Source organism: Pseudomonas sp. GW822-FHT04H02 (genome assembly GCF_058800645.1).
The window spans coordinates 852,504-868,505 of sequence record NZ_JBXAMM010000001.1 but is presented as its reverse complement, the minus strand read 5'-3'; the positions used below and the strand labels follow the sequence as shown (position 1 = coordinate 868,505).

Below are 16,002 nucleotides of genomic sequence, written 5' to 3'. Positions count from 1 at the left end.
GTTATCCCCGCAGATTCCGTTCCAGCATCTCCAGCAATGCACTGACCTTGGGCAACCCCTGCCGGCTTTTCAGCCACAGCAGATGGATCGCCTGCCCTTCGCTGGCCCATTGCGGCAGTACCTCCACCAGGCTTCCGTCCTCCAACTGGCGCTTGACCAGCCAGGAAGGCAATTGCGCAATGCCGTAGCCTTGCTGCACCGCCATCAACAGCCCCTCGCCATCGCCCACCACGCAACTGGCGGACATCACCCGGCGCTCACTCTCGCCCGGGCGGCCGCTGGCGAAGTTCCAGGGGCTGACCCGGCCATCCACCCAGCCATAGGCAATGCACTGATGGCGCTCAAGGTCCTGGTCGGTCAGCGGCACGCCATGGCTGCGCAGGTAGTCGGGCGAGGCGCAGAACAGGTGCCATTCGCGGCCCAGGCAGCGGTGCCCCAGCGCCGCCGGCCACTGCCCCGAGCCGCCAAGGCGCACGGCGATGTCCGCACCGGCTTCAAGCGGCTCGACACCGGGATCGGAAAAGGTGATGTGCGGCTGCAAGCCCGGATGCTCCCGGGCAAAGCGCAGGACGGCGCCCAGCACCTGGGAGCGGCCGAAGGTCCCGGGCAGGTCGATGCGCACCCGCCCCCGCAGCTCGGAGTTTTCCGCGTTCAGCGCCAGCTCGGCCTCTTCCAGGTCTGCCAGCACCCCGCTGCAGGTGCGGTAGAAGGCCGTGCCCGCGTCGGTCAGCGCCAGGCTGCGGGTGGTGCGCTGGAACAGCCGCGCCTGCAGGCGCCCTTCCAGCCGGGCGATGGCCTTGCTGACGGCGGAAGCCGTAAGGTTGAGCCGTTCGGCGGCGGCCTTGAAGCTGCCGCAGTCGGCCACGCAGACAAACACATCGATCCCCTTCAAGCGTTCGGAAGAAAACATTGGCGCCTCTTATTCACGAATCTGATTCCATTCACTGGGTAAAAAACATCATAAAACAGAACCAGATTCCCCAGTAAGCTGGCTGCCATTCTCAAAAACGCCGTTACAGACCGATGAGGCACGGATGCTGCGCACCCTGAAAAGCTACCCGAAAGCAATCAACCTGCTGCTGGCCGGCACCCTGGTGCTGACCCTGGCCCGGGCAATCACCCTGCCCTACCTGGTGATCTACCTGAGCAGTGCTTTCGGCCTGCAAGTGAGCGACATCGGCCTGGTGATCGGCAGCAGCATGATCCTCGGCTCGCTGCTGAGCCTCTACGGTGGTTTCCTGGTGGACCGCACGCCCAGCTACCGGCTGATCCTGGCCTGCTGCGCGCTGTTCACCCTGGGCTTCATCGGCGCCTTCAGTGCCCGCCAGCTGTGGCTGTTCTACCTGTGCCTGGTGCTGGTCAACCTGGCCTATGCGGTGATCGACATCGCGATCAAGGCCGGCTTTGCCCAGCGCCTGTCGGTGGAACAGCGCAGCGAAGCCTTCTCGATCAAATACACCCTGACCAATATCGGCTACGCCGTGGGCCCGTTCCTCGGCGCCGGGCTGGCGCGCCTGGACATCAGCCTGCCGTTCCTGATCTCCGCCGCCCTGGGCGCCGGGTTCCTGGCGATCCATATGCGCTGGGGCGACAGACAGCTGAGCGCCGCCGGCCCGACGCCAGGGCCGCTATCCTTCGCGGCCCTGGGCAAACAGCTGCTAAGGGATTACCGCCTGGTGTGCTTCACCCTGGGCGGCCTGCTCAGCGCCGTGGTCTTTGGCCAGTTCTCGGCGTACCTGTCGCAGTACCTGGTGGTCACCACCTCGGCCGAGGCCACCTATCGCATCATCAGCACCCTGGTGGCGACCAATGCGCTGCTGGTGATCGCCCTGCAATACGCCATCGGCCGCAGGATTACCCAGCGCCACCTGAGCCGCTGGCTGGCACTGGGGCTGGGCCTGTTCCTGCTGGGGGTCAGCGGCTTCGGCCTGGCCACCAGCCTGGCGCTGTGGGTGCTGTCGATGGTGGTGTTCACCCTGGGGGAAATCATCGTGTTTCCCGCCGAGTACATGTTCATCGACCTGATCGCCCCCGAACACCTGCGAGGCCTGTATTACGGCGCGCAGAACCTCTCCAACCTCGGCGGCGCCCTGGGCCCGATACTCTGCGGCATGCTCCTGGCCAGCCACCCGGCGCACTGGATCTTCTACATGCTGGGAGCGTTCATAGTCGCCGGCGGGCTGTTCTACTGGCTGGGCGCGGCCAACCTGGAACAGGCCAGGAGCAGGACCGGCGCGTGATCATTGATGCCCTGGCGCGCGGCAATCGGCGCCTGGGCTGCCCGACAGGGGGGCGAGGCCGCCAGTGGCGGCACATTGCTCATGTACAGCAGATGCTCAAAGGCGATACCAGCCTCGCGGGCTGACCCGGCATGCGGCGACACTCCATGAGTGATGACCTTGTGGAGCTTGCCGGCCTGAAGGCGTGCCAGGCTCCGAGCTACGCTGTTCGAGCGGCCCCTCAGCAACGCTTGCGGCTCAACCAGGCGCCCCAGAACAGGCTGCTGAAGAAACGTGTTCCCGCGCTGAAACCGCCCTCTTCGAGCAACCGTTGCACCGCCGCCTCGGAATGGGGCGGGTCGGCGCCCTGAAGGATTTTCCCCAGCTTGGCGTGTACCTCATCCGCCGTCGCGCCCTGCTGGCGCCAGCGTTGCCCCCAGGCCGCCAGCAGCAGGGGCTGGCTGGCGTAGGCGTAATGATTGCCGGCGACGATCAGCGGTGCGCCGGGCTTGAGGCGCCGGGCGATGGCCCGCAGCAGTTGCCGCTTGGCTTCATCACCGGGCAGATGGTGCAGCACGCCGATCAGCGTGGCCCCGTCGAAGGGTTCGTCCGCCGCCAGTTCGTCCACCGTGGCCAGACGCACTTCGGTCCTCTCCAGCAAACCCTGCGCCTGCAACTGCTGGCGCGCTGTCTCCAGCATCGGTGCCGAGGGGTCTACAGCGGTAAAGCGCCAGCCCGGTTCCAGGGAAGCCATGGCGATAATCTCCTGGGCCGTGCCACCGGCCCCCACGGCCAGGATGTGGGCCGCACGCCCCTCACCCAGGCTGGCCGCCAACATGCAGGCGGCAAGGTCATGGCAGGCGTCGTAGCCCGCCAGGGCGATACGGCTCTGGCGGGCGTATTCGTCGGCCCGCGAGCGGTCGAATTTTTCAGCCGGGTTTACCGAGGATGAGGTCATGGCAGGGCTCCATTCAAAGGATCGGGACAGGCTAGGCCCTGCGGTTTGATAATTAAAATTCATTGTTTTTATTCATTGCATTCCTTCCTGGAATAGCACCTCCCCTGCTCCCAAAAAAAGGGGGCGATCGACGATCGCCCCCCAAGCCTTGCTACCACGAGAGAACCTACAGCGTCAGTTGCCCGCGCTCCTCGTCGGTCAAACGCGCCCGGGCCTGGTCGCTCAAGGGCCCGGCGCCCAGCACCTGCACCGGGCTGTCGGGGTTGTAGCCCGGGGCGCGGCTGGCGTCTTCACGGGGGCGTTGCACCGGTTCGCTACCAAAGCCCAGCACTTCCACGGTGACGATGGACGCCCGGCCCTGCTTGGCCGCCGCCTGCTGGTTGCGGGCCGCATCTTCCGCGGCCTGGGACGCGGCGGAGCCGGCGGCGCTGGCCGAGGTCATGGCGCCGGTGTTGACCGCCGCCGTGACCGGCACCCCGCTGGACTTGCCCTGGGTCTGGATGTTCGCCGCGTTGACCACCCGCAAAGCGGCGATGTTGACGTTGCCCGAGACCCGGATCCCCGCCTCGCCGGCATCGATGGTGCCCAGGGGCGCGATCAGGTCGATGTCGCCGGCCGCCACTTCGGGTATCGGGTTGAGAGTGGCGATCCCCGCCCCGGTGCTGGGCACCGACGGCGACAGGCTGACGTTGCCCCAGTTGTCGTAGACCCGCTTGGGCGGTGTATAGACCACGGTGGTCTTGGAACCGCGGCCGGCGTTGATGTCGCCCGCCGCCGACCAGCCCATGATCGAGCCGCCGAAGGTGGTCATGATCCGGCTCTGGCCCAGCAGGATGCTGCCCAGGGAGTACAGCTGGATGTCCCCCGCGCCCTGGGTGATGATCCCCGCCGAGGCCGGTGGCGCCGTGCCTTCGATGCCAAAGGTCTGGTTGCCGCCGGGGGTCAGCATCTGGATGTTGCCGCCAAAGTCGGTGTGCACCCCGGCACCGCCGAACAGGGTGATATCGCCCTGGTAGGTGATCGGGTTGCCCGCCACGTCGGTGCTCGGGAACAGCCCGGCAATCGCCGCACGGCCACGGGCATAGCTGCCCTGGCGCATGCCGCCTTCCTCGGTGTACTCGCGGCCGGCGGCCTTGAGCTCGGCAAAATACACATTCCGGGCAAACACCCGCTGTTGTTCCGCGGGCAGGGCCGCGTAATAGGCCCGGGCCTGGGCGCTGTCGCCGACAAAGCCGAAGCGCTCGGCCAGCCAGTCCAGCAGTTCGCCCTCGTAGGTCTTGGCCACCCTAGCGCCCGACAGGCTTTCGCCCGGCTGGGCGAGGTTGGCCGGGTCCAGGTAAGCCTCGACGAAGCGCCGGTAGTCCGGGCCGTTGGGGCCGAACCCGGCCTGCATCACGATGCTCGCCCCGGGCCGGCGGTCCCCCGGCGCCACGGCGCCGATGCTGGTGACGCTGACCTTGTCCTCCATGAGGATGTTGCGCCCCGCGGTCAGTTCCAGGGTACCGGGGCCGGCGACGTTGAAGCTGCTGTAGAGGATGTCGCGCCCGGCACTGACGACGGAGATGTCGCTGGGGTTGTTGTGCACGAACAGGTTGCCCTGGGAGGTCGAGCCATTGACCGGGTCCTCGACGCCGAAGGTCCGGCCACTGCTGACGATATCGCGCCCGGCCATCATCCACACCGGGCGGCTGCCCTCGTACCAGGTCTGCCCCGAGTGCAACTGGGAGGCCGCCTGGCCGAAGGTGATGATCCGGCCGCTGTTGACCCCCATCAGGTCGCCGTTCACCGCATAGAAACGCGCCGGACCGGCCGGGCCGGCAACCAGCCCGGAGACGCTGCCGGAACCGAAGGCGAACAACGGCAGGATCGAGCCGATGACCGGGTTGCCGTTGACCGACAGGTTGCTGGTCACCACTTCACCCTCGATGCTGCCGACAAATGCCGGACGCCAGGGCGTGGCCACCGAAGCGGCCGCGGCGCCCGACTGGCTGACGGTGAAACCGCCCGCGTAGATCGAGTCCTGGGCCAGGAACTGCAACTGCCCTGCGGCGCCCGGCGCCAGGAACAGCGGCACCCGGTAGTTGAGGTCGCCGACTTGCGCGCTGGCGGCCTTGCCATAGTAAAGGCTGCCGCTGGCTGCCACGGCCCTGAGGATCGACGGATAGACCACCGCCAGATCGGTGCTGCCAGGGCTGGTGAGCGGGGTCAGGTTGCCGCCCAGGGACATCAGGTCGATGGCGGTACGCTCGGTCCACAGGGTGAACCAGCTCCGGCCGCTGCCTTGCTGGCTGCCACGGCTGAAGAGCGCGGTGTTGAACTGGCGGACCCGGCCCGGGTCCTCGACGTTCTGCACCACCAGGTCGCCGCGGCTCTGCAGGTTGAAGGTGGCATCGCCGGGCACCAGGGTCAGGCCGCCCTGGGCCAGGCCACGGGTGGCGCGCAACGGGTCGAAGGCCCGGGCTTCGCTGGGGTTGTGGTCAACGGCGGTGCCGCCATAGTGCAGGTCGATGCTGCCCAGGGAGGCACTCTGCAAATGGCTGCTGCCACGCAGGTTGACCACCACCCCGTTGCGATGCTCGATGACCAGGTTGCTGGCCGGGTTCAAGGCGCCCGCAATGTTCACCCGCAGGTCGCCACCGCCGGTCAGTTGCAGGCTGCCATCGCTGGCGACCCGGCCGGTACTGCCCACGGCCAGCACCAGCCCCTGGCTGCGGGGCGCCACGGTGGAGGCGCCGGCGCTGTCCGTCAGGCGCTGGAGGATGCCCGCGTCACCGCCGACATTCAGCTCCAGGTTGCCGCCGCCCAGGGTGCCGAACCCGGTAAAGCCCAGCATCCGGTCGGCGCTGCCGTTGGCCGCATAGGTGCCGAAGTTGATCCACCAGGCAACGGGTTGCGCCGAACCGCCGGTGGCGACATCGCCGCTGCCCTGGCGCCACAGCCAGTTGCCCACTTCGGCCGAGTCCTGGCCGTTGTCCTTGGGGTTGGGCCAGGCACGGCTGTCGTTGGCGGTACTGCTGATGTTGCCGGTCAGGTTGCCCCCGGCACTGACCCGCAGGTTGCCCCCCGCCTCCGGGTACCAGGCGCGGTACAGGCTGGTGCCGCTGCCATTGACGAACTGCTCGAAGTAACTGCCCGGGTCATTGAGCACCGTGGCTCCCGTTCCCAGGGCCCGTGGCTGGTTGTAGGGATCGCCGGCCGTCGTCGCCGTGGAGGAAGTACCGGCGGTGTAGACCCCGTACAGCGAGTCCATGCTCAGGTTGCCGGCGCTGAGCAGTTCAAGGTCGCCGGTGCCGGTGCGGATCACGCTGAAGCGGCTGCTGGACGGCGTTGCGCCATAGGTCTTGCTGTCCAGGGCCATGCAGAAGGCGGGCGACTCTTCACAGAAGGCCGCGACGGACGACTGCCCCAGGTCCAGCAGGAGTTGCTCATCGATCGGATCGCCGGCCTTGACCACCACCCCGGCGCCCGCCAGCTCGTCCACCGCCAGCTGGGTCCAGGCGTAGCTGGCCTTGATCGCGCAATAGGCCGGGCTGTCGGCACAGAACTGCTCGATCGAGGTCTGCCCCAGATCCACCAGCAGTTGTTCGTCGATCGGATCGCCGGCCTTGACCACTATCCCTACGCCGGCCAGGTCATCCACCGCCACCTGGGTCCAGGTCCGCACCACCTGGCTGGGCAGTTCCTTGGCGAACATCCCGTAATGGCTGTCCGCCAGATGCAAGTCACCGCTGCGTGGGTTGGCCTGCACGATGCGGCTGTCGGCTGCGCTGGTATCGGCCCCGGCCACCAGGCGCAGGGACCAGGATTGCGAGCCTTCGGCAAGCATCGGCGCAATGGCCCAGAGCTTGCCCTGGCGCCCGACGTCTTCGGGCCGCAACTGCACCGAGTCGACGCCGCTCGGCAGCTTGACGTTGGTGCCGGCCGGGATCAGCCCGCCCTTGGGCAGGGCCTTGCTGCCGTCGAGCATGACGATGTTGTTGTTCACATTGGCCAGGTGTACTTGCGGCAGCGGCACGCCCTTGGGCCAGGTCATGGACCGCAGCTGGGTGCCCTGGGTCAACAGCGTCCCGGCCTCCAGACGGGTGCCGGCGACCAGGGTCCGGGGCTCGCCGAGCAGGGTGCCGGCGGCGAACAGCAGGTTGCCCGAGGCATCGCGAATCGCCGCCGCCAGTACCGTACCCGCCGGCAGTACCAGGGTCTGGTCCAGGGTCGCCGTGACCGGCAGGCGCGTGCCCGCGGCCACGGTCAGCCCCTTGATCGGCAGGTCGTAGTTGAGGGTGCTGCCCGCCGGGAAGGCGGTGCCGTCGGCCAGGGTCACGCCGTTGCCCGGCACGATGATAGTGCCGCCGGTGAAGTCCACGCCCGGCAGCAGCACCCAGCCCTTGTCGTCCACGGTGGCAGGCGGCGGCGCGAAGCCGTCGTTGATGCTGCCATAGACATTCAGGTCGCCCCCGGCGCGCAGGGTCAGGCTGCCGACCTCGCCGGAACCGTAGACCGAGGTCTTCTGGCTGTGGGGGTTGAGGCTGGCATAGCGATAGCCCGACAGGTCCAGGTCGCCCTGCACCACCAGGTCGCCGTCTGCGCTCTTGCTGACGATCTCGACCCCGGGCCGCAGATGGAAGGCGTCGGCATAGCCGGCGTTGTTCAGGCCGGCCAGCTTGTTCTGCAGCAGGTCGCTGTTTTGCAGGGCCGCGTTGATAAAGGCCGTGCTCTGGGCATGCTTGGCATCCAGGTAGGCCTGGGTGATTTCCTGGTAAGGGCGGCCGCTGGCGGTGGCGTCGGTTTTTTCCGGAGCATCGTCGTAGCGGAGCATGCCGTTGACCGCAATCGAGCGCGCGCCCTGGATATCCAGCGGGCCGCGGGCATCGATGTCGATGTCGTTGCTGCTCTGGTCCGCCTGGACGAGGCGCGGCGCGTTCAGCTCCAGGGTGCCGCGGCTGCGGCCGTCGTTCTGCCCCGCCGCGCTGCCCACAGCCACGTCGGTGCCGTGGCGCAGGTCGATGCGCGCACCGTCGGCCAGGGTCAGGCGGCCCTGGCCCGAGCTGAGCACCACGCTGGCGCGGTTCGGTGAGTCGATGATCTTGCCGTAGCTATCCACCCGCAGCTTGCTGCCGTGGGCATCGAGCACCGCGCTACCGTCCAGGGTCAGGCCCTTGCCGGCCGCCAGGTTGATACTGCCGACCCGCTCGCCGCTGGCGTCCACTCGCCCGGTAACCCGCAGGCTGCCGTTGTCCACCGAGACGTTGACGGTGCTGGCCCTGACCCCGTCGCCGATGGTCAGGTCGCCCTGCTTGAGCTGGAAGCTGCGTGCGCCAAAGACCTGGCCCTGGTTCAGGCGCTGGTTGAGGGCGGCGAACTGCTCGTCCAGGGTGCCGCTGCTGCCCAGGTGCTGGGCCTGGATTTCCACCGTGGCGCCGAGGAACGGCACCAGGGTGCCGCCGGCATCGTAGTAGCCGCTGCTGCCGCCAAGGACCTTGCCCGCCAGGTCTACCCGCCCGGCCGCACTGTCCAGCGCCACCGCCCGCAGCTTGCCGGCCTGGTTATGGGTGGCCGAAAGGTCGATGGTCGAGCCCGTGGCCTGCAGCACATTGCCGGTAGCGCTCTGCAGCAGCACTTCGCCGCCGGCGCCGTATTTGCTCAGGTCATTGAAGGCGATGGTGCGGCCAGCCACATCGATCAGCGCCGCATCGGTCAGGCTGACATCACCCCGGGCCCCCAGGATCACCTTGCCGCTGGGCAGCACCACGGCACTGGCCAAGCGGATGCTGTCGCCCTGCAGAGACAGTTCCGCGCCCTGGCCATTGGCCTGGCCACGAGGGCCGGCCGAGGCGCCGATATCCATGGCGCCGCCAGCAGTGATGCGGTTCACCGAGCCGGCCTCGCCGGTCATCAGTGGGGTGAGGATATTCAGGTTGCCGCCGCTGTAGGCAAACCCCTTGAGCGGATCGAAGGCGCCCTGGCTCTGATAGACCGACAGGCTGCCCTTGTGGTTGGCGGTAATGCGCTGGCTGGCATTGAGGTCGACATTGGCAAAGCCCAGGGCCAGGCGGTCGAAACTCTTGGTGGTGCTGGGCTGGGCAAAGGCCCCGTAGCCGAACTCGATGCGTTCGGCATTGATTTGCAGGCGGCCGCTGCCGGTTCCGGCACCGCCGGCCACCACCGCGCCTGCCGGGGTCTCGGAACCCTGCCAGATCAGGTTGGCGGTGTGGATGCTGGCCACATCATTGGCGCCCCCGGCACCGTAGATCGCCGGGGTGGAGAGCATCAGGTTGCTCAGCAGCGACTTGCCGGTCGCCGGGTCGTAGGTGTCCAGGCTGGCGCTGCCGTAGAAGTTGAAGCCGTCCCGGGCCGAGAGCTGCAAGGTCTCCAGGGCCGGGGCGCCGAACTGGGTATCGCCGCGCAGCAGGTGGTCGAGCAGTTGCTGGGTCAGGGTCATGCCGCTGGGCAGGCGATTGCCCGCCGCCGCTGCCGCCAGCGCCTCCGGGCTGCCGACGTTGATGTTGTTCAGGCCCAGGTTCAGGTGGCGGGTGCCGTAGCGCACCTGGTCACCCAGCTCGAAGGCGTTGTCGGTCAGGGCAACGAGGCTGCCATCGGAATACAGTGCGGTCTGCCCGCTGCACGGCGCGCTGGCGCACACCCCGAGCCGGATGCCGCCGCTGGTCTGTCCGCCAGCCTGGGCCTTGCTGATCACGTTGAGCAGGCCGTTGGACACCGCCAGCATATTGGCCACCTGGTAGGTGAAACCGTCACGGGCGTCATAGCTGGCCTTGCCTCGGCCCAGGGTATTGATCGAGGCGCCCTGCTCCAGGACGATCTCGCCGGTGTTGCTCACCAGGAACACTTCCGGCGCGGCCAGGGTGGCGCCCTCGCGCAAGGTGATCGAGCCCTTGGGCGTGTTCACGCCTTCGGCCACGGTGATGTAGTTGCCGCCCTGGCCGTACTTGACCAGCGTCAGGCCGCCCAGCATCAGGCGCGCTGCGCCCATGGCGTTGAGGCTGTCGGCATCCAGGGTAACGCCGTTGAAACCCTGGGTGGCCGACTTGCCGGCCGCCACCACTTCGATGTTGCCACTGCCCATGTTCAACACCGCGACGGTGCCGCCATAGCCCCCCGCAGCGGCATCGAAACGGCCAATGCCCTTGAACGAGAAGGCATCCGCACCGGCCCCCGGCTCCAGGGCCAGCTTCAGGGTCTTGGCGTCCACCGGCAGCATCGGCCGTGGCACCCCGAGCTTGGCGGCATCGGCCAGGGCGAACTGGGCATAGCCGGTTTCGTTGTACTGGGAATAGCGGCGCAGGGTGTCGGCCGAGGTCAGGATCAACTGGCTGGCGACGCTGTTGCTGATCCCGGTATGGGCGATCGACAGGCGCCCGGCGGTGGACCAGGAGCCATTGCGCAACGGCTGGGTCGCGCCTTCGGTGCCGAGCCCGGCCAGGCCGTTGATCTCGACGCGAAAGCCCCCCGGCATCAGCGCATAGGTGGACGGCATCAGGGTGTAGGTGCCCGCCGCCAGCCCCGGAACCCCGGCGCCGATGGTGATCTGCTGGCCGATCAGCGGGTCCACCGCGCCGCCCTCCGGCGCCACCGGTGCATAGCCCGGCTGTACCCCGGGCACTATGGCGTAGATCGGGTTGCTGCCCAGGCCCGGGAGGATGAAGCTGCCGTTGGCGCCGATCTGCACCAGCGGGCTGTAGCGCGCATCGGTGGAGCCGCCGCGCCCGGAAATGAACCCGGCGCCCAGCAGTTCGCCACCACCGGACAGGTCCACGGTGGCATCGGGCTGTACCTGCACCGACTTGCCGCCCAGGATGACCCCGACGCTCAGGTCGCTGTTCTCATTCACCAGCGCGCCCTGGCCGAGGAAGGTCACGGTCTTGCCGTTGTACTTGTAGACCTGGCCATCGACGGTGCCGCCGTAAGGCAGTACCAGGCCCTTGCCGCTGACCGAAGTCAGGCTGCCAGGCAGCAGCTCGACCTTGCTCGCGCCCAGGTTGCCGATCTCGATCAGCCCCAGGGGCGCACGGACTACCCCGCCCTGCTGGATGTTGGCCGCGCCCAGCTGCAAGCGGCCGAAGGCCGAGTACGGCACAGGCGCCTCGCCATGGCCGGTGCGGCCGATGGTCAGGGTGCGCGTGGGGTCGAAGTTGATGCTGGTGCCGGAAATATCGTTGAGGTAGCCGGCAATCACCCGGGCCCCGACCTCGGTACCCGGGTACAACTGCGCGGCCCGCAGGGTCATGTCGCCCTGGGTCAGCAACTGGGTGCTGATGCCCTTGGCGATCACATCGGCCCCGGCCCCGGCGAGAAAGCGCAGGTCGCCCTGGCTGGTCAGTTGCACATGGTCGAACCCGCGGCGCTCGACGCTCAGCAGGCTGTTGTCGGCCTGGCGCAACGTGCCCTTGCTGCCGAACACCACGTTGCCACGCACATCGATCAGGTTGCCGCTGGCATTGAACTGCGCCTGGGTGGCCTGTTGCGACGGCGTGCCGGTGGAGACCGGACGCACGTACTGGTCCTTGGCTTCCAGCGGCGCGAGGATGCCCGCCAGCAGCAGGTAGGGTGCCGACAGGTCGACCCGGCTATTGGCCGCGGCGCTTTCGCTGAGGTTCAGGGCACCGCTGTACAGGCGCAGGCTCTGGCCCATGTTCAGCGACACATCGCCATCGAAGCTCAACAGGCCGTTGCTCAGCAGTGCCAGGTTGTCGAAGCCGCCGGCGGTGACTTGATCCACCCCGAGGCGGCCGTGGCCATACTCCAGGCTGGCGGCCGCGGCGTCGGCGCTCGCGGGCAGCGCACTGCCCTGGTGGGTCTGGCTGAGCACCAGTTCCCGGGCCTTGAGCACCCGGTCACTGACTGCGTTCTTGATGTAGTACGGGCTTTCCAGGGCCAGCGACAAGGTGCCCCCTGCAGCGCCAGCACCTCCGGCCCGGGCGACGAAGCTGCCGTCCAGGTACAGGCCGTTGTTGGACGCGAAGCTGATGCTGCCACCGTTGCTGGCCACCTGCACCCGGCCCTGGCCGGGAATGTCCAGGGCCGCCTGGGCGCCGGAAGCGTCGAGACGCGCCCCCTCGCGCACCACCACAAACAGGTCGCTGGCCTTGGCGATACCGGTGGCCAGGTCGATCTCGCCGCCGATGGCGATCTTGCCGCCATTGCGCACCTGGCCGTAACGACGGCCACGGTTGTCCACGGCGCTCACCGCCCGCGCCGCCACATCAATCACCGCCTGCTCGCCGACCCAGATCGAGCGCCCGTGACCGGCGGCATTGGCGGCCTCGGAACTGGCCACCGTCAGGCCGCCCAGACTGACGCTGCCGCCCCAGGCATTGAGCGTGCCGTTCAGGGTCAACTGGCCGACGCTGCGCAGGTTGATGGCCTGCCCCGGGTCGACACTGATCACCGCGCCCTGCCCCACGCTCAGCGCCGTGGTGGCCAACTGGGCGGCCGTGGAGTACTGGTTGCCGGCGCTCAGGGTCAGGCCGGCGCCACGGCGCTGGGTCAGCACGCCCCTGGTTGCATCCTGCTGGTACAGCTGCGGCAACCAGCGCTCCAGCACCGTGGCCGGGTCGCTGCCAGTGGCACTGCTGCTGGCCTGGGCCCCGAAGCGGTAGACCGGCATGTTGACCTCGACCTGCGCGCCCTCGGCCACGGTCATCCCTTCGTTGCCGGTGATGTCGTAGGCACCGAAGCCCTTGTTGAAGAAATCCCCGGCCAGTTGCAGGGTGCCGGCCTCGGGGGCCGGATCATGGGCGCCAATCAGCACCTTGTGCGCCTGCAGGGCCAGGGTGCCGCCACCGTTGACCCCATACCCGCGCAGCTCGCCATCGAGGTCGAGCTTGCCGTCGGCGGCCAGGGTCACGTCGCCGCCCTTGCCACCGCTGGTCTTGCCGTCATAGGCAATGCTGGCGCCGGAGCTGGCATCCACCAGGGTGCCGTTGGCCAGGTTGAGGTCGCCGCTGCTGCGCAGCGACACCTTGCCCCCGTTGATAAAGGCCAGGCCGCTGCTGTCCGAGGGGTCCAGGGCCAGGTTGTTCCAGCGCCCGCTGGCATCCAGCTTGACCCCGCTGGCTACATCGACTCGGGCCTGGGCGCCGCCGGTGGGCGCGAGGATCACATCGCCGACCACGAAATTGCGGTTCACATCCACCTGGTTCAGCACGTTGCCGGCGTTGATGCTGCCACCGTGGGCGGTGAGGTTGGCGTTGATCTTGACCTCTGGCCCGAACAGGGTGATGTCGCCGCCATCGGCCACCTTCAGCGCGCCGTTGACCTGGACCTGCTGCCTGGCGCCGACCTTGATCGCCCCCAGCTGGAAGCCGTTGAGCTGGTCGCTGTCCAGCACCAGCTGGCCCTGGCGGTTGGCCGGCAGGGCTGTGGCGAGGTCCAGGCCGTCGGCGATCTTCTGCTGGTTGGCCTCGATCAGCACCTTGTCCACGCTGGGGCTCAGGGCGTAGCGCAGGGTGCCGCTGGCCTTGTTGTAGATCGGCGTGTAATTGCCAATGATCAGTTGCGCGCGCTGGGCCGCGGCCTTGTGCGATTGCTGGTAGCCGTCGAGGTTGATGTTCGGCGCCTGGGTCTGGCGGTCGCCCTTGAACACTTCGCTCACCAGCTGGCCTTCGAGCACGGCGTTGCTGGTGCCGATCACCAGCTTGCCGGCGTCGCGGCCGACGCTGTAGCCGGCCTCGTAGCGGCGCTGCTGGGCGATCAGCGGGTTGTAGTAGTAATCGGTGCGGCCCCAGCGCGGGCTGCTGTCCACATAGCCCTTGTAGATGCCGGTGTAGAGCAGGTCCCCCGGCGCCCTGGAGAGCTCGTACAAGCGCCCGTCGGCGCCCTTGAGCCAGGTCTGCTGGATGTAGCCGCCCTGCACATCGACGGTGCCGCCGGAGAGGTTCAACTGGGCGCCGGACTGGGTCACCACGTCCTTGCCGGTGAAGGTCAGGGTACCGCCCTGGGCCATCCACTCGCCGACGTTGTGGCCCTGGGTGCCCAGGTAGCCGCCCACTTCCAGCAGGCCGCCGGCGGTGTACCAGCGATCGGTGGCGTAGCCGTTGGTGCCCGCCGGGACGAACACCAGCTCGCGCAGGTCGACCCAGACGTCGTTGTTGATCAACTGGCCGCTGTCGCGGTTGCCCGCCGAATCGCGCTGCTCGTTGCCCTGGACGTTGATCTTGATGTTGTTGGACTCCATCGCCACCTTGACCCCGACGGCGCCGGCCACATCGATCACCGCGCCATCGCGCACCAGGCTGCGCTGCCCGGCACTGACCGCCACCTGGCCACCGGTGGCCAGGGTGATGGAGCCGTCCTGGAAATCCACGGTGCCGCCGCTGACGATCTCCACCCGGGACTGGTCGCTGCGGTCGGCCACGCTGCTGAGGTTGTTGAACTGGCCGATGATCAGGTTGGTCGGGGTGCCGTCGAGGTTGATCAGGCCGTTGTTGCGCTGGCTGTCCAGAGCGCTGCTGCCACTGCTGTCCAGAAGGATTGCGGTGGTGCTGCCCTGCCCCAGGGTCACGCTGCCGGTGCTGTCGCTGGCGGAGTTGAGCAAATGGATGGTGCCGCGGGTGTCCACCGAAGTGCTGGCCAGGGCCACGCCGTTCTGCGCCACCTGGTGCCCGGTGAGGGTGATGTCGCCCGTGGAGGCCATGATCAGGCCGCTGTTGCTGACCTTGCCGGCGCTGCTGCCGGCCTTCAGCGAAGTGGCAACTTCATTGCCCCGGGTGGTGGAGTGCTGGTTGCCGCTGGTGCCGACCCCGCGGCGGATGTAGAAGCTGTCGCCGGCCGCCAGGGTGGTCTGGCCCTTGGCAGTGACGATGGTGCCGGCGTTCTCCACTTCCGAGCCCAGCAGCAAGGCATAGCCGCCGGATTCGGTGGAGGTGGCCGCCGGGTGGGTCTGGATCAGCGCGCCGCGCTGCACCTGGACCTTGCCCAGGGCATCGCTGAAGGTCGGCTGGGTGCCGTTGGCGTCCACATAGAGCCCGCGCTGGGTGAACTGCTCGTCGCTGATGGTGGCCGCGGCCGCCACCAGGTTGCGCACATTGACCTGGCTGGTGCCGCTGAAGATCACCCCGTTGCGGTTCATGATCATCACCGTACCGGCGCCCTTGATCTGGCCCTGGATTTCGCTGGGCCGTCCATTGGGGTCGTTGACCTTGTTCAACAGCGCCCAGTTGGACTGCTGCTGGAAGTCGACGGTGGTGTTGCGCCCGACGTTGAAGGTCTCCCAGTTGAGAATGGCCTTGTCGGCGGTCTGCTCGATGGTCACCGTGGTCTTGCCGCCGGACTGGCTCTGCACCGGCCCTTTGGCATTGAGCCAACCCTGGGTCAGGCTGTTGTCGACCTTCAGCCCGCCTTCGCCGAGACCATCGGGAATGGTGCTCACCGTGCCGAATGCGGCCTGGCGTGCGGCAGCCTGGGCCGCTTGCTGGGCGGCGATGGCGGCAACGCTGGAATTGAGGTTGCTCAGGGAGCGCTGCAACTGCTGGTTGGCGCGGGTCTGCTGGGACAGCGGCGGGATCCCCGGAACCTGGCCGTTGGTGCGCGCGGCGGTGGCGGCCTGGGACGCGCCCTTGTCGGCGAACCAGCCGGAACTGAAGGCCGTGGCGCCATGGGCACTGCCCGCCACCATCAGCAGGGCGATGGCCTGGGCCAGGGGCTTGAGCCGCAGGATCGGCAACTCGCCATCAGGGCGCAGCGCGGGGGATTTGACCGGTGGTTTGCAGCGAACCATTACTACTCATCCTTTGTTATGACGCCCACGGGAGCGCGACGCTTGTAGGGCCCAGGGCGCGCGTCACTGCTTTAGGGGATAGGCCGTTGGCGCGA

The 16,002-nt window shown here is 67.9% G+C and carries 4 protein-coding genes; 1 reads left to right on the top strand and 3 read right to left on the bottom strand.

What is annotated here, in order from left to right; all coding sequences use genetic code 11:
- Window position 1: 1 nt before the first annotated feature.
- Window positions 2–910 carry a LysR family transcriptional regulator gene (locus AC1RMG_RS04110; RefSeq protein ID WP_011061057.1) on the bottom strand — a complete coding sequence of 303 codons (909 nt, stop codon included), beginning with the start codon at window positions 908–910 and terminating at the stop codon, window positions 2–4.
- A 124-nt stretch (window positions 911–1,034) separates the two neighbouring features.
- On the opposite strand from AC1RMG_RS04110, the gene AC1RMG_RS04105 reads away from it, so the two are divergent.
- On the top strand, window positions 1,035–2,240 hold the full coding sequence (locus AC1RMG_RS04105; protein WP_493168428.1) for an MFS transporter: 1,206 nt from the start codon (window positions 1,035–1,037) through the stop codon (window positions 2,238–2,240).
- A 220-nt stretch (window positions 2,241–2,460) separates the two neighbouring features.
- On the opposite strand, the gene AC1RMG_RS04100 is transcribed toward AC1RMG_RS04105, so the two are convergent.
- The gene (locus tag AC1RMG_RS04100; RefSeq protein WP_220224298.1) at window positions 2,461–3,177 is read right to left on the bottom strand and encodes a class I SAM-dependent methyltransferase; all 717 of its coding nucleotides are present in this window, start codon (window positions 3,175–3,177) and stop codon (window positions 2,461–2,463) included.
- 166 nt (window positions 3,178–3,343) lie between these two features.
- The gene (locus AC1RMG_RS04095; RefSeq protein ID WP_493168426.1) at window positions 3,344–15,907 is read right to left on the bottom strand and encodes a filamentous hemagglutinin family protein; all 12,564 of its coding nucleotides are present in this window, start codon (window positions 15,905–15,907) and stop codon (window positions 3,344–3,346) included.
- Window positions 15,908–16,002: the final 95 nt, after the last annotated feature.

Excerpts from the sequence above, each read along its gene's own strand:
- AC1RMG_RS04110 (WP_011061057.1), bottom strand. The coding sequence starts at position 910 with ATGTTTTCTTCCGAACGCTTGAAGGGGATCGATGTGTTTGTCTGCGTG.
- AC1RMG_RS04105 (WP_493168428.1), top strand. The coding sequence starts at position 1,035 with ATGCTGCGCACCCTGAAAAGCTACCCGAAAGCAATCAACCTGCTGCTG.
- AC1RMG_RS04100 (WP_220224298.1), bottom strand. The coding sequence starts at position 3,177 with ATGACCTCATCCTCGGTAAACCCGGCTGAAAAATTCGACCGCTCGCGG.
- AC1RMG_RS04095 (WP_493168426.1), bottom strand. The coding sequence starts at position 15,907 with ATGGTTCGCTGCAAACCACCGGTCAAATCCCCCGCGCTGCGCCCTGAT.